22 protein-coding genes, 1 tRNA gene and 1 pseudogene are annotated in these 17,026 nt (G+C 72.7%); 12 read left to right on the top strand and 12 right to left on the bottom strand.

Translation table 11 applies throughout. The annotated features are described in order from the left end of the window. Positions 1 to 33 precede the first annotated feature (33 nt). Both VM95_RS23800 and VM95_RS23805 read right to left on the bottom strand, forming a co-directional pair. A complete protein-coding gene (locus VM95_RS23800) occupies positions 34 to 234 on the bottom strand; it encodes a hypothetical protein (RefSeq protein ID WP_045700108.1) in 201 nt (66 codons plus the stop codon). Next, positions 231 to 602 carry a recombinase family protein gene (locus VM95_RS23805; protein ID WP_157882177.1) on the bottom strand — a complete coding sequence of 124 codons (372 nt, stop codon included), beginning with the start codon at positions 600 to 602 and terminating at the stop codon, positions 231 to 233. Before VM95_RS23805 ends, VM95_RS23800 begins: the two co-directional genes overlap by 4 nt. A 107-nt stretch (positions 603 to 709) precedes the next feature. Here VM95_RS23805 and VM95_RS23810 point away from each other — a divergent pair, with 107 nt between their 5' ends. The 4 genes from VM95_RS23810 to VM95_RS23820 are packed head-to-tail and all read left to right on the top strand — an operon-like array spanning position 710 to position 2,239. Further along, positions 710 to 1,534, top strand: a complete 825-nt coding sequence (locus VM95_RS23810; protein ID WP_045700109.1) for a helix-turn-helix domain-containing protein — start codon at positions 710 to 712, stop codon at positions 1,532 to 1,534. 3 nt (positions 1,535 to 1,537) lie between these two features. Then, positions 1,538 to 1,750, top strand: coding sequence for a DUF397 domain-containing protein (locus VM95_RS23815; protein WP_045700110.1), 213 nt, complete (start codon positions 1,538 to 1,540; stop codon positions 1,748 to 1,750). Between the two features lie 46 nt (positions 1,751 to 1,796). After that, the gene (locus VM95_RS40575) at positions 1,797 to 2,003 is read left to right on the top strand and encodes a DUF397 domain-containing protein (protein ID WP_078860440.1); all 207 of its coding nucleotides are present in this window, start codon (positions 1,797 to 1,799) and stop codon (positions 2,001 to 2,003) included. Positions 2,004 to 2,032: 29 nt separating this feature from the next. After that, positions 2,033 to 2,239: a DUF397 domain-containing protein gene (locus VM95_RS23820; protein ID WP_045700143.1), complete on the top strand. Its 207-nt coding sequence runs from the start codon at positions 2,033 to 2,035 to the stop codon at positions 2,237 to 2,239. 54 nt (positions 2,240 to 2,293) lie between these two features. On the opposite strand, the gene VM95_RS43350 is transcribed toward VM95_RS23820, so the two are convergent. After that, positions 2,294 to 2,458, bottom strand: coding sequence for a hypothetical protein (locus VM95_RS43350; RefSeq protein WP_167352951.1), 165 nt, complete (start codon positions 2,456 to 2,458; stop codon positions 2,294 to 2,296). 96 nt (positions 2,459 to 2,554) lie between these two features. Here VM95_RS43350 and VM95_RS23825 point away from each other — a divergent pair, with 96 nt between their 5' ends. The 5 genes from VM95_RS23825 (at position 2,555) to VM95_RS23850 (ending at position 7,454) form a co-directional block, all read left to right on the top strand. Continuing rightward, entirely contained in the window at positions 2,555 to 3,577 is a 1,023-nt protein-coding gene (locus VM95_RS23825) for a phosphotransferase family protein (protein ID WP_045700111.1), read from the top strand. A gap of 3 nt (positions 3,578 to 3,580) precedes the next feature. After that, positions 3,581 to 4,792: an acyl-CoA dehydrogenase family protein gene (locus VM95_RS23830; RefSeq protein WP_045700112.1), complete on the top strand. Its 1,212-nt coding sequence runs from the start codon at positions 3,581 to 3,583 to the stop codon at positions 4,790 to 4,792. Between the two features lie 166 nt (positions 4,793 to 4,958). Further along, positions 4,959 to 5,855 (top strand): PLL family lectin, encoded by an 897-nt coding sequence (locus VM95_RS23835; RefSeq protein ID WP_052707529.1) that lies wholly within the window; start codon positions 4,959 to 4,961, stop codon positions 5,853 to 5,855. 141 nt (positions 5,856 to 5,996) lie between these two features. Then, positions 5,997 to 7,304: an alpha/beta hydrolase family protein gene (locus tag VM95_RS23845; RefSeq protein ID WP_052707530.1), complete on the top strand. Its 1,308-nt coding sequence runs from the start codon at positions 5,997 to 5,999 to the stop codon at positions 7,302 to 7,304. Positions 7,305 to 7,380: 76 nt separating this feature from the next. Further along, a tRNA-Met gene (locus tag VM95_RS23850) sits at positions 7,381 to 7,454 on the top strand. A gap of 89 nt (positions 7,455 to 7,543) precedes the next feature. On the opposite strand, the gene VM95_RS23855 is transcribed toward VM95_RS23850, so the two are convergent. The 3 genes from VM95_RS23855 to VM95_RS23865 all read right to left on the bottom strand — a co-directional run bounded on the left by VM95_RS23855 (position 7,544) and on the right by VM95_RS23865 (position 10,095). Continuing rightward, positions 7,544 to 8,737, bottom strand: coding sequence for a serine hydrolase domain-containing protein (locus tag VM95_RS23855; protein WP_045700115.1), 1,194 nt, complete (start codon positions 8,735 to 8,737; stop codon positions 7,544 to 7,546). 133 nt (positions 8,738 to 8,870) lie between these two features. Then, positions 8,871 to 9,434: a hypothetical protein gene (locus VM95_RS23860; RefSeq protein ID WP_157882178.1), complete on the bottom strand. Its 564-nt coding sequence runs from the start codon at positions 9,432 to 9,434 to the stop codon at positions 8,871 to 8,873. A 127-nt stretch (positions 9,435 to 9,561) separates the two neighbouring features. Next, positions 9,562 to 10,095, bottom strand: a complete 534-nt coding sequence (locus VM95_RS23865; protein WP_157882179.1) for a hypothetical protein — start codon at positions 10,093 to 10,095, stop codon at positions 9,562 to 9,564. 154 nt (positions 10,096 to 10,249) lie between these two features. On the opposite strand from VM95_RS23865, the gene VM95_RS23870 reads away from it, so the two are divergent. Both VM95_RS23870 and VM95_RS23875 read left to right on the top strand, forming a co-directional pair. Then, positions 10,250 to 11,005: an alpha/beta fold hydrolase gene (locus VM95_RS23870; RefSeq protein ID WP_045700118.1), complete on the top strand. Its 756-nt coding sequence runs from the start codon at positions 10,250 to 10,252 to the stop codon at positions 11,003 to 11,005. Beyond that, positions 10,998 to 11,456, top strand: coding sequence for a MarR family winged helix-turn-helix transcriptional regulator (locus tag VM95_RS23875; RefSeq protein ID WP_052707531.1), 459 nt, complete (start codon positions 10,998 to 11,000; stop codon positions 11,454 to 11,456). Before VM95_RS23870 ends, VM95_RS23875 begins: the two co-directional genes overlap by 8 nt. Positions 11,457 to 11,590: 134 nt before the next feature. Here VM95_RS23875 and VM95_RS23880 read toward each other — a convergent pair. Beyond that, positions 11,591 to 11,893 (bottom strand): annotated as a pseudogene (locus tag VM95_RS23880) (winged helix-turn-helix transcriptional regulator); the annotation flags it as partial. Between VM95_RS23880 and VM95_RS23885 the strand changes: the two are divergent. Next, positions 11,840 to 12,586: an NAD(P)H-binding protein gene (locus tag VM95_RS23885; RefSeq protein WP_244178920.1), complete on the top strand. Its 747-nt coding sequence runs from the start codon at positions 11,840 to 11,842 to the stop codon at positions 12,584 to 12,586. The pseudogene VM95_RS23880 and the gene VM95_RS23885 overlap by 54 nt on opposite strands. On the opposite strand, the gene VM95_RS23890 is transcribed toward VM95_RS23885, so the two are convergent. The 5 genes from VM95_RS23890 to VM95_RS23910 all read right to left on the bottom strand — a co-directional run bounded on the left by VM95_RS23890 (position 12,583) and on the right by VM95_RS23910 (position 16,938). Then, a complete protein-coding gene (locus tag VM95_RS23890) occupies positions 12,583 to 13,266 on the bottom strand; it encodes a hypothetical protein (RefSeq protein WP_045700119.1) in 684 nt (227 codons plus the stop codon). The genes VM95_RS23885 and VM95_RS23890 overlap by 4 nt on opposite strands. A 105-nt stretch (positions 13,267 to 13,371) precedes the next feature. Beyond that, positions 13,372 to 14,316, bottom strand: coding sequence for an ADP-ribosylglycohydrolase family protein (locus VM95_RS23895; protein ID WP_045700120.1), 945 nt, complete (start codon positions 14,314 to 14,316; stop codon positions 13,372 to 13,374). A gap of 83 nt (positions 14,317 to 14,399) precedes the next feature. Then, on the bottom strand, positions 14,400 to 15,395 hold the full coding sequence (locus tag VM95_RS23900; RefSeq protein WP_045700121.1) for an NADPH:quinone oxidoreductase family protein: 996 nt from the start codon (positions 15,393 to 15,395) through the stop codon (positions 14,400 to 14,402). Beyond that, complete coding sequence (locus VM95_RS23905) at positions 15,392 to 16,183, bottom strand: SDR family NAD(P)-dependent oxidoreductase (protein WP_045700122.1); 792 nt, start codon at positions 16,181 to 16,183, stop codon at positions 15,392 to 15,394. The genes VM95_RS23900 and VM95_RS23905 overlap by 4 nt, the downstream gene beginning before the upstream one ends. Next, the gene (locus VM95_RS23910; protein ID WP_045700123.1) at positions 16,180 to 16,938 is read right to left on the bottom strand and encodes an SDR family oxidoreductase; all 759 of its coding nucleotides are present in this window, start codon (positions 16,936 to 16,938) and stop codon (positions 16,180 to 16,182) included. Before VM95_RS23910 ends, VM95_RS23905 begins: the two co-directional genes overlap by 4 nt. Positions 16,939 to 17,026: the final 88 nt, after the last annotated feature.

Genomic DNA, 17,026 nt, shown 5'->3' on the forward strand with positions numbered 1-17,026 from the left:
CGATGAAGCGGGCTTCGTAGCGGGGGCGGGGGTTCACGGGGTGGGCCGCTCGTTCTTGTGGACCCAGGCCTGGGCGTGGGCGTAGGAGTAGAAGCGGAGTGGTTCGGGGCGCGGCGGGAGGGCCTTGACGAGGTCGCCGGTGCGGTGGTCGCGGACGACCCAGACGGAGAAGGAGACGCCGGCCGGCGGGTCGGCGGGGATGATCCCGTAGCGGCTGCGGCTGGCGGCGGTCATCGGGTGGCCACCTGGACGAAGCCGCCGGCCTTCTCGACCTGCCGGGAGAACTCGTCGAACTCGCCGACGATCGGGGAGATGGCGGACCTGGCGGGGACGAGGATCGCGTCGGCGTCGCGGCTCCGGACGCGGTGAAGGGCGGCCTGGAGCATGGGCCGGCGCTCGGGCGCGGTGGTGTGGATGGAGTCGTCGACCACGATCAGGGAGACGTTCCAGCGGAACGCGAGCGCGTAGGACTCGCAGCTGCGCATCTCGCGCTCGGGGAAGGTGGAGCCGTTCCTGGCCAGGTAGATGACCACCTGGAGGCGATCGGTGACGACCTCAACTCGGGGGGCGTGCAGGGACTCAGGGGGCGTGGGGATGTGCACGGTTCGCTCCTCTCCGTAGTAATGCGACTACCGGCGGTGCACACTCTCGACTAAGCTGGGAAGCCGTTCAACTTGTCTACGGCTCAAGTGGAATTGGAAGTGAAGCCGTGAACCGCAAGGAACTTGACCCGACGTCATCTCCCCGCGAATCCTTCGGCGCGCTGCTCCGCAGATCGCGTGAGGCGCGGGGGTGGACCCAGCAGAAGCTGGCCGAGGTGATGGGGTACTCGGACAGCTACATCTCCGCCGTCGAAACCGGACGCAAATCCACCAGCCGGGACTTCGTCAGGGCGGCCGACAAGGCCTTGGGGACGGGGCAGACGCTGGAGATCATGTGGGTCGGGATGCGGAAGAAGGGGTTCCTGGAGGGCTTCCCCGAGCATGCCGCGCAGGAGGCCCGTGCGTTGGAGATCAGAATCTTTGAGCCGAACCTCGTCCCTGGGCTCTTCCAGACCAAGGCCTACGCTTCTGCGCGAGAGGCGGCGGCCGTGCAGCGCGGAAGCAGCACGCCGGACCGGGCCGAGGAGCGAATGAAGCTGCTGACCGCGCGACAGCGGCTGCTCAAGCGTCCCGAACCGCCGGTCATCCACGCGGTGATAGACGAGAGCGGCATTCGGCGCCCTGTGGGCGGCGCTGCGACGATGCGTGCGCAGCTCGATCACCTGGCGGAGCTGGCGACCAGGCCTTACGTGATCTTCCAGGTGGCCCCGTTCAGTTTGGCGGAGAAGGCCCCATTCCGGTCCGTGGTCACCTTGTTGACGTTCGCGGACCGCTCTGTGGTCGGCTACACGGAATCTGCGGATCACGGCTACGTGGTGCGGGAAGACAGGACAGTCAGAACGTGGGAAAGGGCCTACGATCGGTTGCAGGTGGAAGCGCTGACCAGTGCCGCGACCCTCGACCTGATCCACAAGGCCCGAAAGGAACTTTGACACATGACGACCCGTCCAGATCTGTCCCGCGCTTCCTGGTTCAAGTCGTCGTACTCCGATAACGGCGGTACCTGCGTGGAGGTCTCGGCGGACTTCCCCGGTGTCGCGCCCGTCCGCGACTCGAAGGACCCGGAAGGGCCCGCTCTCGTCTTCTCGGCCGAGGCGTGGCGATCGTTCGTCGCCGCGACGGCCGCCGGGGAGTTCGGCGGTAGCTGACCCCAGGTACCCGCCGCTATTCGCGCAAGAAGGAAGGAACTCAACGATGGTCCTTGATCTGGCTGGCGCTCGGTGGGTGAAGAGTCGCCACAGCAGTAATGGCGGCACTTGCGTCGAGGTGGCGCCGGGCTTCCCCGGTGTGATGCCTGTTCGTGATTCGAAGGATCCCGAGGGGCCGGTGCTGGTGTTCCGAGCTGAGGCCTGGCGGTCTTTCGTCGCCGCGACCGCTGCCGGTGACTTCGGCAGCTTCTGACCTCGGGGGTTACCGGAAGGAGCTCCATGATGACCGTTGACCTGGTCGGTGCGCGGTGGGTGAAGAGCCGCCATAGTGGTAACGGCGGCACTTGCGTCGAGGTGGCACCGGACTTCACCGGCGTGATGCCCGTCCGCGACTCGAAGGACCCTGAGGGGCCGGTCCTCGTCTTCCCTGCCGCGGCTTGGCGATCCTTCGTCGCCGCAGCTGCCGCCGGGGAGTTCGGCGACCTCTGACCTTCCGCATGTCGGCGGCCGGATAGCTTCCTGCTATCCGGCCGCCGATCGTTTTCACCTCTTGCCGAACCTCAGGTAGAACGCCGTGAACACCAACACGATGCCGACGTTCACCAGCAGCCGTTCCCAGAGCCTGTCCCTGAAGAACAGCACGTCCACGCCGACGATCACCGCCACCAGCGCGACCACGTAGACCGCGACCACCGCCTGTCTTCCCATCCCTCCTTTCTACTCCGCCCTTGGGCCATTGACAGCTGGCCTCGCTCGGATCAATGCTAAGCAAGCGCTTAGTCACGTACCCAGAGGAGCCGCTCGATGATCGAGAACCATCCGCCCGGCCTGGACCTCCCGAAACTCCGCGCTCACCTGGACCGGGAGCTGCCCGGGGGCGTCGACGGCGAGCTGCGGGCGGAGCTCATCGAGGGCGGCCGCTCGAACCTCACGTACGTCCTCACGGACGGCCTCTCGCGCTGGGTCCTGCGCCGACCGCCCCTCGGGCACGTCCTCGCCACCGCCCACGACATGGTCCGCGAGTACCGCGTGATGACCGCGCTGCGCGACACCCCCGTCCCTGTCCCGGAAACACTGCTGCTCGACCAGGAAACGGACACCCTCGGCGCGCCCTGGTACCTCATGGAGTTCGTCGCCGGGACCGCCCACCGCGACGTCGCCCCGCTCGCCGCCCTGGGCGCCGAGCGCGTCCACGCCCTCGGCGGCCGGCTCGTCGAAACCCTCGCCGCCCTCCACCGGATCGACCCCGCCGCCATCGGCCTCGCCGACTTCGGCCACCCGGACGGCTACCTGGAACGCCAGCTGCGCCGCTGGTCCAAGCAGCTCGCCGCCTCCCGCAGCCGCGACCTCCCCGACGTCGACCGCCTGCACGCCCTCCTCGCCGAGCGTCTCCCCGTCTCACCCGCCCCCGCGCTCGTCCACGGCGACTACCGTCTCGACAACGTCCTCGTCGACGACCGCGACGCCCTCGCCGCCGTCCTCGACTGGGAGATGTCCACCCTCGGCGACCCGCTCACCGACATCGGCCTCCTGGTGATGTACACCGAGCTCGCCGGCGTCGGCGGCGGCATCATCCCCTCCGCCGCCACCGCCCCCGGCTTCCCCAAGCCGGACGAACTCGTCGCCCAGTACGCCGAATTGACCGGCCGCGACGCCAAGGACCTCGACTGGTACGTGGCCTTCGCGTCCTTCAAGCTCGCCGTCGTCGCCGAGGGCATCCACTTCCGCTTCCAGCAGGGCCGCACCCTCGGCGCGGGCTTCGACCGCGCCGGCGAGATGGCCCCGATCCTCGCCCGGCACGGCCTGCGCACCCTCAAGGAGAACTGACCGATGGACTTCGCCTACGACGCCCGGACGAACGAACTCCGGGACCGGCTCCTCACCTTCATGGACGAGCACGTCTACCCCGCCGAACCGGTCTTCGCCGACCAGCTCGCCGACCCGGCCCGCACCCCCTGGACCGCCCCGCCGATCGTCGCCGAGCTGAAGACCGAAGCCCGCAAGCAGGGCCTCTGGAACCTCTTCATCCCCGGCTCCCACGGCGCCGGCCTGACCAACCTCCAGTACGCGCCGCTCGCCGAAATCACCGGTCGCAGCCCCAAGTTGGCCCCGATCGCGCTCAACTGCGCGGCCCCCGACACCGGCAACATGGAACTCCTCGCCGACTTCGGCACCCCCGAGCAGCACGAGCGCTGGCTGCGCCCCCTCCTGGACGGGGAGATCCGCTCCGGCTTCGCCATGACCGAGCCCGAGGTCGCCTCCTCGGACGCCACCAACATCGAGACCCGGATCGAGCGGGACGGCGACGAGTACGTCGTCAACGGCCGCAAGTTCTACATCACCGGCGCGATGAACCCGGACTGCAAGATCTTCGTCGTGATGGGCAAGACCGACCCGTCCGCCGAGCGGCACCGCCAGCAGAGCATGATCCTCGTCCCGCGCGACACCCCGGGCGTCACCGCGAAGCGCGGCATGACCGTCTTCGGCTACGACGACAACGACCACGGCGGCCACGCGGAGTTGGTGTTCGAGAACGTCCGGGTGCCGGTCGGCAACCTGATCGGCGAGGAGGGCTCCGGCTTCGCCATCGCCCAGGCCCGCCTCGGCCCCGGCCGGATCCACCACTGCATGCGCGCGGTCGGCATCGCCGAGCGGGCGCTGGAGCTGATGTGCCGCCGGGTGAACGCCCGCGTCGCGTTCGGCCGTCCGCTCTCCGAGCAGGGCGTCGTCCAGGACTGGGTGGCCGAATCCCGCATCCGCATCGAGCAGTTGCGCCTGCTGGGCCTCAAGACCGCCTGGCTGATGGACACCGTCGGCAACAAGGGCGCCCACACCGAGATCCAGGCGATCAAGATCGCCGCCCCGCTCACCGTCGAGTGGATCCTCGACAAGGCCGTCCAGGCGCACGGCGGCGCCGGGCTCGGCCAGGACACCCCGCTCGCCGAACTGTGGGCGGGCATGCGCAGCCTGCGCCTGGCGGACGGCCCGGACGAGGCGCACAAGCGCTCGCTCGCCCGCCGCGAGCTGCGCCGCCACGCGTAGGGCAGCGGGCGGGTGCCCCCGGCCGGTGATCCGCCGCCGGGGGCGCCCGCTCTCCGAGTGACCGGGCCGCGTGGCAACCCGGTTGTTCCGACCGGACGGGCGAAGGGTGTGTGGCACCCGCTCCCAGCGGAGTCCGCGACGAACCACAGAATCGGGGTCACCACCCATGGCCAATCAGCGTCCCGCCGTCGTCAGCAACCAGGACGGCCGCCTCCAGGTGTTCGTCAACACGGACGGGACCGTGTCGACCGACGCGCAGACCGCCCCGAGCAACGGCTGGTCCGGCTGGCAGAACATCGGCGGGAACATCAACCGCGACCCGCTGGTCAGCGATCCGGCGGCCGTCCTGAAGCCGGACGGCAACCTGTACGTCTTCGCCATCGGCAGCAAGGCCGACCTGCGGACGACCAACACGACCTCGCCCGGCGGCGGCTGGTCCGGCTGGCAGTCCCTCGGCGGCGGCCCGTCTGGAGGCCTGTACGTCCACGCCAACCCCTGCGCGGTGGCACGCCCGGACGGGGGCGTGCAGGTCTTCGCGCAGGGGGTCGACGGCAGTGTGGACACCATCTGGGTGACGGCCGAAGGGGAGTGGACCGGTTGGCAGTCCCTCGGCAGTCCGCTGGCCGGCAGCCCGGCGGCCGCCCGGAACCAGGACGGCCTGCTGCAGGCCTTCGTCCTCGGCGCGAACTCCGCCGACATGCAGACCTGCTACCAGTTCCCGCCGAGCTCGCCCCACGCGGTCGGCGGCTGGACCCCGCTGCACTCGCTCGGCGGTGACTTCCCGATCGGCTGCGCGGGGGCCGCGGTCAACCAGGACGGCCGCCTGGAGGCGTTCTCGATCGGCCGCAGCAACGACCTCCAGCACGCCTGGCAGACCGCGCCCAACGACCCCGACAGCTGGACCGGCTTCGCCAGCCTGGGCGGCGGACTGGTCGGCGATCCGGGGATCGGCCGGAACGCGGACGGCCGGCTCGAAGCCTTCGGCCTCGTCCTCCACTCCGCCATCCACCACATCTGGCAGGTCTCGCCGGGCAGCTCCTGGTCCTCCTGGTCCACCCTCTAGACGACCGGGAGATCCGCGGCCCGGCCGGGTGTCATACCGGGGTATGCCCGGGGGAGTTGGCTCCCCGGTATGACGGCCACCACCCCGCCCCGCGCGTAGTGTCCGTCGTGCCGGATCAAGGACGACGAGGGGACGACGGCGATGAGCAGGCGGGGACGGACGGTGGCGGCGGTGGTGCTGGCGGCGGCGACGGCGATGGTGACGCTGGGGACGGCGCCCGGCGCGACGGCGGCGCCGGTGGTCGTGGCAGCCGCGGCGGACGGCGTGACGGCGGACGGCGTGAGCGCCCGGGCGACGGCCGCGCTGCCGCGCCCCACCGGGCCGTACCCGGTCGGCACCACCGCCGTGCACCTGACCGACCGGAACCGGGTCGACCCGTGGAAGCCCGACCGGCAGCGCGAGCTGATGATCAGCATCTGGTACCCGGCCGCCCGCCCCGTCACCGGCGCCGACCGCGCCGCCTACATGGTGCCCGCCGCCGCCGAGCACTTCGACGGCGACGGGAACGCCGGTGTGATGAACTACGGCTTCGCGCCCGGCCGCACCGACTGGGCCGCCGTCCGCACCCACGCCCGCGTCGACGCCTCCGCGTCGCCCGGCGGCCGGCGCCCGGTCGTGCTGTACTCGCCCGGCCTCGGCGACCCGCGCACCTGGGGCACCGCGCTGGTCGAGGACCTGGCCTCCCGCGGGTACGTCGTCGTCACCGTCGACCACACCTGGGAGGCCTCCGAAGTCGCCTTCCCGAACGGCGAGTTGGCCGCCTCGGTGCTCCCCGGCATGCTCGGGCCGGACCTGGACGTGGGCGCGCTGCTGCGCAAGTCGATGGCCACCCGGGTCGACGACACCAGGTTCGTGCTCGACGAGCTGGAGCACCTCAAGCACTCCCGCGGCCTGCCGACCGGCCTCGGCGCCGCCCTCGACCTCGACCGGATCGGCATGGTCGGCCACTCCGCCGGCGGCTTCACCGCCCTGCAGGCCATGCACGACGACCGGCGGATCGCCGCCGCCGTGGACCTGGACGGGCAGCTGCACTTCCCCGGCCGGGACGGACGCACCGGCACGTACCTGTCCGGCGTGGCCCAGGACGGCCTGGACCGCCCGTTCCTGCTGATGGGCACCCGCAGCGACGACTCCGGCAGCTACCACGCGCAGCCCGGCTGGGACGCCCTGTGGCAGCACAGCACCGGCTGGCGCGCCGACGTCACCCTCGACGGCTCCCGGCACGGCTCGTACACCGACGCCGAATCCCTGCTCCCGCAGCTCGCCCGCCAGGGCGCGATCACCCCTGACCAGCTGCGCGCCGACACCGGGGACGTCGACCCCGGGCGGGCGGTGCTCGCCACCCGCACGTACGTCGCCAGCTTCCTCGACCGCTGGCTGCGCGGGCACGACGACCACCTGCTGGACGGGCCCTCGGCGCGGTTCCCCGAGGTGGTGTACGAGCGCTGAGCGGGGGCGGGGCCCGCCGCCTGCGGCAATGGATTTCCCCTGCGTCGCCCTGATGGCGTACAGTCGGGTTCACCGACGCGGGGTGGAGCAGCTCGGTAGCTCGCTGGGCTCATAACCCAGAGGTCGCAGGTTCAAATCCTGTCCCCGCTACTACGAAGGCCGGGCCGACGCACACTGTGCGTCGGCCCGGCCTTTTTGCTCGGCCTTTTGCTCGGCCTTTGGTCGGCCCGAGCGCCGGGTCACCGGGTGCCGGGGGCTCCCGCGCACAGCGCGTGGTCGATCAGGGCGCTCGCCGCCTTCTCCTGGTCCTTGATGTGGTCCAGGGTGTCGCCGCGCGCCTCGGACATGGAGACGACGGCACTGCGCCGACCGTCCTCGGTGACGCCGTTGAGGGTGATGAAGCCGCCGTCCCCGCCCTCGTGGCCCCAGTAGTCGCCCCCGCAGGTCAGGCCGCGCTTGACCAGGCCGAGCCCGTACCCGGCGTCGCCCCACAGCTCCTTGAGCGCCGGGCTCACCGCGACGGTCTGCTTCATCTCGGCCAACTGGCGTGCCGGGAGCAGGCGGCCGCCGAGGAGCGCGCGGAGGAAGAGGTTCTCGTCCCGCGTGGTGGTGACCCAGGCGAGGTTCTCGTGGTCCACCGGGACCTGGTCGGTGACGTCCAGGCGGGCGTCCGGGCCGAAGTCGGGGCCGTAGTACTGGTACGCCCGGGCGTGCGGCCGGGGCAGGGTGGGGGAGGTGCCCGTCCACCTGGTCCGGTCGAGGCCGAGCGGGCGGACGATGCGGTCCTGGACCTCCCGGTGGGCGGGGCGGCCGGTGGCCTTCTGGATGATCAGGTCGAGCAGGACGTAGCCGGTGTTGGAGTACGTCCACGTCCCGGAGGCCGGGTGGGCCATCGCGAAGCCCACCAACTGCTCGGGCTCGTAGACGTCGTGGCGCTTCGCGTAGTACGACGCCGGCGAGTCGTACCCGGGCAGGCCGTCGTCGGTGATGCCGCTGGTGTGCTGGAGCAGGTCGCGGATGCGGACGTCCCGGCCGTCCTTGCCGTTGCCCTTGCCGTCGGTGTGCACCAGGCCCGGCAGCCAGTGGTCGACCGTGTCGTCCAGGGACAGCCGGCCCTCCGCCTCCAGCTGGAGCACGACGGTCGCGACCAGCGCCTTGGACGTGCTGGCCATCCGGAAGTAGCCGTCGGGATCGACCGGGCGGCCGGTGGTCAGGTCGGCGGTGCCGCTGGTGGCGACCGCCTGCCGTCCGTCCGGGCCGATCGCGCGGGCCTGCACGCCGCTGATGCCGAGGTCGTGGATCGCCTCGGTGTCCCGGCGTAGTTGCTGTGCGGCGGAGGCGGATTCGGCGGGCTGGGCGACGGCGGTGGTCGCGGTCGTACCGAGGAGCGCGGCGGTGACGGCCGCCGTGGCGAGGTGCTTGCGCAAGATCATGGTCCGGACGCTAACGAGTCCGGCCCGGCCCGGCGGGGCGATCGGGGCGCTGATCAGGGATGGAACAGGGTTGTCCCCCAGGGGAGTTGGGGGACAACCCCGAGGCGGGGTCAGGGGGCTCAGCTCGCCGTCGTCAGCTCGCCGGCGTCAGGTCGGCGGACGGCTCGCGGACGATCCAGAAGCGGGACTCGCGGTAGGCGGCGGCGTGAGGGTCGTCGGGCGCGACGCGGAACGGGGCGTACGGGCAGAGCAGCCGGCCGCCGTGCCGCTTCTCCTCGGCGGCCAGCCAGCGGGACTGCCAGAGCATTGCGGCCGCGAGGCCCGCCAGGAACATGCCCGCCGGCACCCCGGTCGCGGCGCCGATCCCGATGCCGATCGCCAGGACCAGCAGCAGCGGGACGGTGAGGGTGCGGGAGAGCAGGTCGAAGGTCCGGTCCGGGGCGACCGGCTCGGCGGTCGCCGGCGGCGGGGTCAGCCGCGCCAGCCGGGTCTCGTACCAGGGACGGCGGAGCTTCAGCAGCGCGCAGAACGTCGACACGAAGAGCAGCGCGGCCGTACCGATCCCCGCCACCGGGTCGAGGCGGTTCGGGCCGTCCAGGAACGCGGGCACGCAGCTCGCCAGGCTCACGCCGAGCAGCAGGGCCCCCTGGATCCGTACCGCCGCCACGGCGCCCACCAGGCGCAGACCATCACTCACGAGCCATCCCCACATCGATCGAAATCCGGGGAATCCTAGCTGGTCGCGGCCGCAGGAAGTCGGCCCGGCCGACTTCCTGTGCACCGGGGGCGGTCGATGCGCCCGGGGGGCGCGCCCTGGCCGTGTCCTACCGGCGCGTGCGCCGGTCTGCGCCCGGGGCGCGGGCCGCGACGATCAGGCACAGCAGGGCCGCGACCATCGCGACCGCCGCGCCGTACTGCAGCGAGGGTGCCATGTGCCTGCCGTCCTCCAGGGCCTTGTAGAACCGGAAGAGCGTGACGCCGGTGAGCAGGCACAGCGCCAGGGCGCCGGTGACCGACAGCCAGACGAGACCGATCTCGGGTGCGAGCAGTCGGAGGAAGGCCAGGGCGGCGAGCCCGATGGCGATCCACTGGATCGCCTGCAGCGACACGGCGGCGCCGTCGACGTCCGCGAACACCCGGAACGGGCTCCGGATGATGTCGAAACCGGTCCACCGCACGTCGCCGCTCCAGCCGCTGCTGTAGCCGACCCAGGGCATCGCCAGCGAGCCGACGGTGAGCGCGGCGAGCAGCAGCGTCGCCACGGCATTGGTCCGGATCGCGGCGTACGGGGAGGACGGGGATGACGGGGGCGGCACGGGCGGCCCCGGCGGGTGGCCCGGCGGCGGAGGCATGGTCATAGCCCGGATGGTCGGCCAACTGACCTGGGAGCGCAAGGGGTTGGGCCGAACCGGGGTCGGCCTCCGGGGCGGGCCGGAACGGGGATCGGCTTCGAGTCGACATGTGACCCAGATCACATATGTCATGACACATGTGTCGTGTAATGTGTCCGATATGAACACTTCAGCGAAGTTTCCGACCCTGGTCTTCATCCCCTGCTTCTCGGGTGCTCCGTGGAGCGCCGAGCAGCTCGCCCCCTACGGCGAGGCGCCCCGGCGGACGCTGCGGCTGCCCGAGGGCGTCGACGACATGGAGCGCTACGCCGACCACGTCCAGAACGCGGTCGCGGACCTGGACGACTACGTCCTGGTCGGCGACTCGTTCGGCGCCAACATCGCGCTCGCGCTCGCCACCCGCCGCCCGAAGGGCCTGCGCGCCCTGGTGCTGTCCGGCGGCTTCGCGGCCAACCCGGTCACCTCGAAGCCCTGGAAGGCCCTGATGCGGGTCATCGGCAAGGCCCGCGGCCCGCTCTACCGGCAGCTGACCCTGCGGGCCCACGCCCACCGCCTCGCCTCCCCCTTCGACGGCGAGGGGCAGGTGCCCTGGAACGAGGCGCGCAGCCGGGACCTGTTCCTCGACAACACCCCGGCCGCCTCCTTCGGCGCCCGCGTGCGGGCCTCCCTGACCGCCGACTACGTCGACGCGCTCGGCCGCGTCCAGGTCCCGACCCTGGTCCTGAGCCCCTCGCACGACGTGCTGATCGGCGAGGACGCCTCCAAGGTCATGCTCGCGGGCATCCCCGACGCCCGGGAGGTCGTGCTGCCGCGCACCGGCCACATGTTCCGCTTCTCCCACCCGGTAACGTACGCGGCTGCGGTCGACGACTTCCTCGCCGCCCTGCCGACCACCCCGAAGGACGCTGATGCGTAAGGCCGAACACCTGCGGTTCGCCATCCTGGCAGCCCAGCGCGAAGGCAACCGGCTGCTGATCCAGGCCCTCAAACCCCACGGCATCACCCCGTCCCAGGCCGAGGTGCTGCGCCTGCTCCAGCAGCACGGCACCCTGAGCCTGAGCGGGCTCGGGCAGCTCCTGGTGTGCGAGAGCGGAACCAACCCCAGCCGGCTGGTCGAACGCGTCGTCGCGGCCGGACTGGTCGAGCGCCGCACCGACGCCGAGGACCGCCGCTACCTCCACCTCAGCCTCACCCCCGAGGGCGAGCGCCTGGCCACCGAGGTCGCCGGCATCGAGGAGCTCCTCTACGTCGGGATGGACGCCGCCTGCGAGGGCCTGGACACCGACGCGATGCTCACCTTCCTCCACCGGTTCATCGACCCCCTGCCCTCGGGCGAGGCCCTCAACAAACGCCTCGACCTCGGCTGAGGCCGCTACAGTCCGAGGTCGGTGAGGCCCGGGTGGTCGTCGGGGCGCCGGCCCGGCGGCCGGTGGTACGTGCGCTCCTCCTCGGTCATGTTCCTGCCCCTCGAACGGCGGGACCCGGCAGGCGGCTCGGGCCGTCAGCGGATGTCCGAGCCGGGGTGGGCCTCGTCCCAGGAGCGGCGGGCGGTGACGATGGCGTCGTGGTGGTCGTAGGACCAGTCCGCCATCGCGCGGACCAGGTGGGTGAGGCTGTGGCCGAGCGGTGTCAGCTCGTACTCGACCTGGGGCGGGACGGTGGGGTGGACGGTCCGGGAGAGCAGGCCGTCGCGTTCCAGGCGGCGCACCGTCAGGGTGAGCATGCGCTGGGAGATGCCCGGCAGGGCGCGTTGCAGTTCGCGGAACCGCCGTACGCCCTGGGCGAGTTCAACGACGGCGAGGACACCCTGGGGGAGGCGTTCGCCGGGGTGCGGACGCTGCTGCTGATCTCCGCGGGCGCGGCCGAGGACGACGTGGTGACCGCCCGGCACGGCGCGGCGATCGCGGCGGCGGAGGCGGCGGGCGTCGAGCACGTCGTCTACACCAGCCTGTCCGGCGACGGCGACCACCTCCCCTACGCGCTCGCGCACCGCTGGACCGAGCGGCGGCTGCGCGAGTCGGCGACCCTGCGCTGGACGGTGCTGCGCAACGGCCTCTACGCCGAGCTGCTGGCCGCGATCGCCGCGCCCGGCCCGGACGGGGTGATCACCGCGCCGCTCGGCGACGGCCGGCTGGCCGCGGTGGCCCGGGCCGACCTCGCCGAGGTGGCGGCCGCCGTCGCGCTGGCGCCCGAGGCGCACGCGGGCCGGACGTACGAGCTGGTGGGGGTGCGGGCGGTGGGTGGCGCGGAGCTGGCGGAGGCGCTGGGCGCCGAGTACCGCCCGGGCGCGCTGGGCGCGGCCCGGGCGGCGGTGGCGGCCTCGGACGTGCTGGACTTCCAGGTGCCGATGCTGGTGGGCACCTGCTCGGCGATCGCGCACGGCTTCCTGGCCGGGCCGGGCGGGCCGGGCGACCTCGCGGCGCTGCTCGGCCGCCCGCCCCGCCCGGCCCTGGAGGTCATCGTGCCGGGGACGGTCCGCGAGACCGGGCTCGGCTAGGCCCCGTTGATGAGGTCCTGGATGACCTGCGGTGCCTCACTGGCCTGCAGCGTGGTTCCTGGAATCGTGCCTTCGATCGCCTCGATCTTGCTCTGCATCGCCTGCATTTGGTCACTGGTCAGATCGCCGACGAGGGTGTCGGTGGAGACTTGGGCTGAGGCGGCGACGTCTGCCGCGTACTGATCGGGCGTGTTGCCGTCGGACGCGGGAGCGTACTTGCGGAAGGCCTCCAGGATCGACAGCGTCGGGTACGGACCTTGCCCGAGGAAGGAGGCGATCGCGGCGAAGCCGGTGTCGTGATCGGGGAAGATCAGGAAGTGGTGCCAGTTGAACTTGTTGGGGAACTGTCCGAAGTCCGGTCCGCCGGGAACGCCTGTGAGGTTGCCGGGATTGTTGTTGAGCCACGCGTGGCTTCCGGCGCCGGTGCGGAGATGCGGCTGGCCCCTGCGGATCTCGCTGTCGTAGATCACGAAGTTGAAGATGTGGATGCCGTTGTTGCGGTAGTCGTTCGGATCGTTGGGATCGGCACCGGAGAACCACTGCAACCGCGGGATGTTGAGGTCCGTCGAGGTTTGCTCCCCGGATATCGCGAACTCGTTGCCCTGGCCGTCGTAGTACCAGATGTGGTCGCCTGATTCGAGGGCCATGATCTGCCGCCCATCGGAGTAGAACTCGGGCACATACCTGTACATCCAGTCTGTGCGGCGCCGTCCGGGGCCGCAACGCGGGCGGCCGCAGCCCGGAGCCCGGTCGCGTGAGAGCCCGTCAGCGATGCTGACGAACTCTCACGCAGGATCGAGGCCGGCCTCCGCCGCCGCCTCGGCGACCCAGGCCGGCAGCGACTCGCGGCAGGCCAGCCACTGCGGCGGTACGGCGGCCAGGCCGGTGCGGGCGGCGACCACGCCGCCGGTGATGGCGCAGGTGGTGTCCACGTCGCCCAGGCCCTCGGCGGTCGTCCACAGGGCGTCGGTCAGGCTGTCGAGGTGGTGCGCGGCGGACCAGAGCGCGAACGGCACGGTGTCGGCCGCCGAGATCCGCTGCCCGTTGCCGAGCAGGTCGGCGGCCCGCCAGGGTTCGGTGGCGGCGGACAGGTCGGCGGCGCGGCGCAGCCCGTCCCGGACGGCGCCCGGGGGCGTACGGTCGGCGACCTCGGTGAGCAGGGCGGCGCCGGCGATCCCGGACGTGCTGCGGCCGCGCGCGGCCAGGGCCGCCGCCAGGGCGACGGCGACCGCCCCGGCGACGCCCTCCGGGTGCGCGTGGGTGACCTCGGCGGACAGTGCCGCCTGCTCGGCGGCCTCGTCCAGGTCCTCGTGGAACCAGGCGCCCAGCGGCGCCACCCGCATCGCCGCGCCGTTGCCGAGGCTGCCCCGGCCGTCGAACAGCGCGTGCGCCTCGGTGCGCCAACTCGCGGGATCGGCCCAGAGCTTGGGCAGCAGCTCGTGCATGCCGTAGCCGTAGCCGCGCCCGGAGTCGGCGCGGTAGGCGGCGCCGAAGGCCTGGGCGAGCCGTTCCTGGTGCACGGCGTCGAAGGCGGTCAGGATGCCGAAGACGGACAGCGCCATCGCGGTGTCGTCGGTCCAGTGCCAGGGGCCCTCCTCGGGCGTGCGCCGGGCCCTGATCTGGTCGAACGCCTCTCGGGGCGAGCGGAACAGGGGGAACCAGCGCTCCCCGAATCCGTCCCCGAGGGCCAGGCCCTCCACAGAGTCACGAGCGGCGGCGAAGGATGTCATCCGGGCATCCTGTCAGCCGCCGCCGTGCCCGTGCAGCGGGTTTTCGATCACTTCCCGGGTCACTTCCCGGGTCACTTCCCGGGTCACTCCCCGAGTCGCTCCCCGAGTCGCTCCCCGAGGACGGCGATCCGCCCCGTCGTGCGGCCGTCCGCGACCCGCTGGACGGCCTCCGCCGCGCCCGCCAGCGGCACCCGGTCGCTGACCAGCGGGCGGACCACGCCCTGCTCGGCGAGCTTGGTCAGCTCGTCGTGCGCGGTGCGGACGGCGCGCGGGTCGTGGGTGTTGTACAGGCCCCAGTGCAGGCCGAGGATCGCGTAGTTCTTCACCAGGGCGTGGTTGAGCGCCGCGGTCGGGATCTGCCCGGCGGCGAAGCCGACCACCACGATCCGGCCCTCGAAGGCGATGCACCGGGTGGAGCCGGTGTAGGCGTCGCCGCCGACCGGGTCGAAGACCACGTCCGCGCCGCGCCCGCCGGTGGCCAGCTTCACGGCGGCGACGAAGTCCTCCGCCGTCCGGTCCACCACCACGTCGGCGCCCAGCGCCCGGGCCGTCTCCGCCTTCGCCGCGCCGCCGACCACCGCGATCACCCGCGCCCCGGCGGCCTTGCCCAACTGCACCGCCGCGCTGCCGACCCCGCCCGACGCCGCGTGCACCAGCAGGGTCTCGTCCGACCGCAGCCGCGCCCGGCGGTGCAGCGCGAACCAGGCCGTCTGGTAGCCGATGTGCAGCGCCGCCGCCTCCGCGTCGTCCAGCACCTCGGGCGCCGGGAAGGCGGCCGCGGCGTCCAGCAGCGCGTACTCGGCGAAGGCGCCGTGCGGCAGCACCGGGGTGCCGATCAGCCGCTCGCCGCGCCGCGCGCCGTCCGCTACCTCGCCGCACAGCTCCACGCCCGGCGTGAACGGCAGCGGCGGGCGCACCTGGTAGTGGCCGCGCACCATCAGCGCGTCCGGGAAGTTCACCGCCGCCGCCCGCACCCGGACCAGCAGCTGCCCCGGGCCGGGCACCGGCCGCGGCACGTCCTCGGCCAGCCGCATCACCGCGGCCGGCTCGCCGAGCTCGCCCACCTGCCAGGCCCTCACAGCGCGCCGCCCTTCTCCAGTTCCCGCTGCATCCGGTTCATCCCGCCGATCCAGCGGTCCGGGTCGGTGGCCCGGTGCCGGTAGTACTCGGCGACCTCGGGGTGCGGGAGGAGCAGGAAGCGCTCCTCGCGCATGCCCGCCAGCGCCGCCGCGGCGACGTCCTCCGGGGCGATCGCGGTGGGCGCCAGCAGCGCCTCGCCGACCGCGCCGGTCGAGGCCAGCATGTCGGTGCGCACGCCCTGCGGGCAGAGCGCGTGCACCCGTACGCCGCGGTGGCGGTAGGTGGCGGCCAGCCACTCGGCGAAGGCCAGCGCGCCGTGCTTGCTGACCGCGTACGGGGCCGAGCCCAGCATGGTGAGCAGGCCGGCGGCGGAGACGGTGGAGAGGAAGCGCCCCTCGCCGCGCTCCAGCCAGCGCGGGAGCAGCAGCTCGGCCGCCCGGACGTGGGCCATGACGTTGACCTCCCAGGCGGCCGCCCAGGCGCCGGCGGGCGCGTCGGCGCCGCCGGTCGGGGCGACGCCCGCGTTGGCGCACCAGACGTCGATCTCGCCGAGCTCCGCGCGGGCCCGCCCGACCAGGGCGGCGACGCCCTCGGCGGAGGCGGCGTCGCCGGGGAGGGCGGTGCCGCCGCAGTCCGCCGCGACGGCCGCGGCCGCCTCGGCGTCCAGGTCGTTGACCACCACGCGGGCGCCGGCCGCGGCGAACGCCCGGGCCAGGGCGGCGCCGATGCCCCGGCCCGCGCCGGTCACCACCACGCCCTGGTCGGCGTGGCCGGTCGGGCCGGTCACAGGCCACCGCCGAGGGTGACGCCGCCGTCGACCACCAGGGTCTGGCCGGTGATCCAGCCCGCGTCCGGCGACAGCAGGAACGCCACCGCGCCCGCCACGTCCTCCGGCACGCCGAGCCGGCGCAGCGGGTACGCGGCCGCGACCTCGTCCTCCCGGCCCTCGTACAGTGCCTCGGCGAACTTCGTCTTCACCACGGCGGGTGCGACGGCGTTCACCCGGATCCCCTGCGGGCCGAGCTCGGCGGCCAGCTCGGTGGTCAGGCGGATCAGCGCCGCCTTGCTGACCCCGTACATGCCGATGCCGAGCGAGGACCGGATGCCGGCCACCGAGGCGACGTTGACGACGGAGCCGCCGTGCTCGCCCATCCAGGCGGCGTGCGCGCGGCGCGTCCAGGCCAGCGGGGCCAGCACGTTGACGGCGAGGATCTTGGCGGCCGCGGCGTCGTCGGTGTCCAGCACCGGGCCGTAGACGGGGTTGATGCCGGTGTTGTTCACCAGGTGGTCCAGCCGGCCGAAGGCCTCCAGGGTGCGGACCACCGCCTCCTCCTGGTGCGCCGGGTCGTCGGCCTTGCCCGCGACGGCGATCGCGTTGTCCGGGCCGCCGAGGTCCCGGACGGCCTCGGCCAGCGGCTCGGCGCCCCGCGCGGTGAGGCAGACCTTCGCGCCGCGGGCCACCAGCTCGCGCGCGATCCCGAGGCCGATGCCCCGGCTCGATCCGGTGACGACGGCCACCCGGCCCTTGAGGGAGTGCACCACGGACGGTCCTGCCTTTCGCTGACGGGGCTCTTTCGCTGACGGGGCTCTTTCGCTGACGGGGCTCTTTCGCTGACGGGGCTCTTTCGCC

Source organism: Streptomyces rubellomurinus, assembly GCF_000961885.1.
GTDB lineage: Bacteria > Actinomycetota > Actinomycetes > Streptomycetales > Streptomycetaceae > Kitasatospora > Kitasatospora rubellomurina.

Excerpts from the sequence above, each read along its gene's own strand:
- VM95_RS23800 (WP_045700108.1), bottom strand. The coding sequence starts at position 234 with ATGACCGCCGCCAGCCGCAGCCGCTACGGGATCATCCCCGCCGACCCG.
- VM95_RS23815 (WP_045700110.1), top strand. The coding sequence starts at position 1,538 with ATGACGACCCGTCCAGATCTGTCCCGCGCTTCCTGGTTCAAGTCGTCG.
- VM95_RS40575 (WP_078860440.1), top strand. The coding sequence starts at position 1,797 with ATGGTCCTTGATCTGGCTGGCGCTCGGTGGGTGAAGAGTCGCCACAGC.
- VM95_RS23820 (WP_045700143.1), top strand. The coding sequence starts at position 2,033 with ATGACCGTTGACCTGGTCGGTGCGCGGTGGGTGAAGAGCCGCCATAGT.
- VM95_RS43350 (WP_167352951.1), bottom strand. The coding sequence starts at position 2,458 with ATGGGAAGACAGGCGGTGGTCGCGGTCTACGTGGTCGCGCTGGTGGCG.
- VM95_RS23825 (WP_045700111.1), top strand. The coding sequence starts at position 2,555 with ATGATCGAGAACCATCCGCCCGGCCTGGACCTCCCGAAACTCCGCGCT.
- VM95_RS23830 (WP_045700112.1), top strand. The coding sequence starts at position 3,581 with ATGGACTTCGCCTACGACGCCCGGACGAACGAACTCCGGGACCGGCTC.
- VM95_RS23835 (WP_052707529.1), top strand. The coding sequence starts at position 4,959 with ATGGCCAATCAGCGTCCCGCCGTCGTCAGCAACCAGGACGGCCGCCTC.
- VM95_RS23845 (WP_052707530.1), top strand. The coding sequence starts at position 5,997 with ATGAGCAGGCGGGGACGGACGGTGGCGGCGGTGGTGCTGGCGGCGGCG.
- VM95_RS23855 (WP_045700115.1), bottom strand. The coding sequence starts at position 8,737 with ATGATCTTGCGCAAGCACCTCGCCACGGCGGCCGTCACCGCCGCGCTC.
- VM95_RS23865 (WP_157882179.1), bottom strand. The coding sequence starts at position 10,095 with ATGACCATGCCTCCGCCGCCGGGCCACCCGCCGGGGCCGCCCGTGCCG.
- VM95_RS23870 (WP_045700118.1), top strand. The coding sequence starts at position 10,250 with ATGAACACTTCAGCGAAGTTTCCGACCCTGGTCTTCATCCCCTGCTTC.
- VM95_RS23875 (WP_052707531.1), top strand. The coding sequence starts at position 10,998 with ATGCGTAAGGCCGAACACCTGCGGTTCGCCATCCTGGCAGCCCAGCGC.
- VM95_RS23895 (WP_045700120.1), bottom strand. The coding sequence starts at position 14,316 with ATGACATCCTTCGCCGCCGCTCGTGACTCTGTGGAGGGCCTGGCCCTC.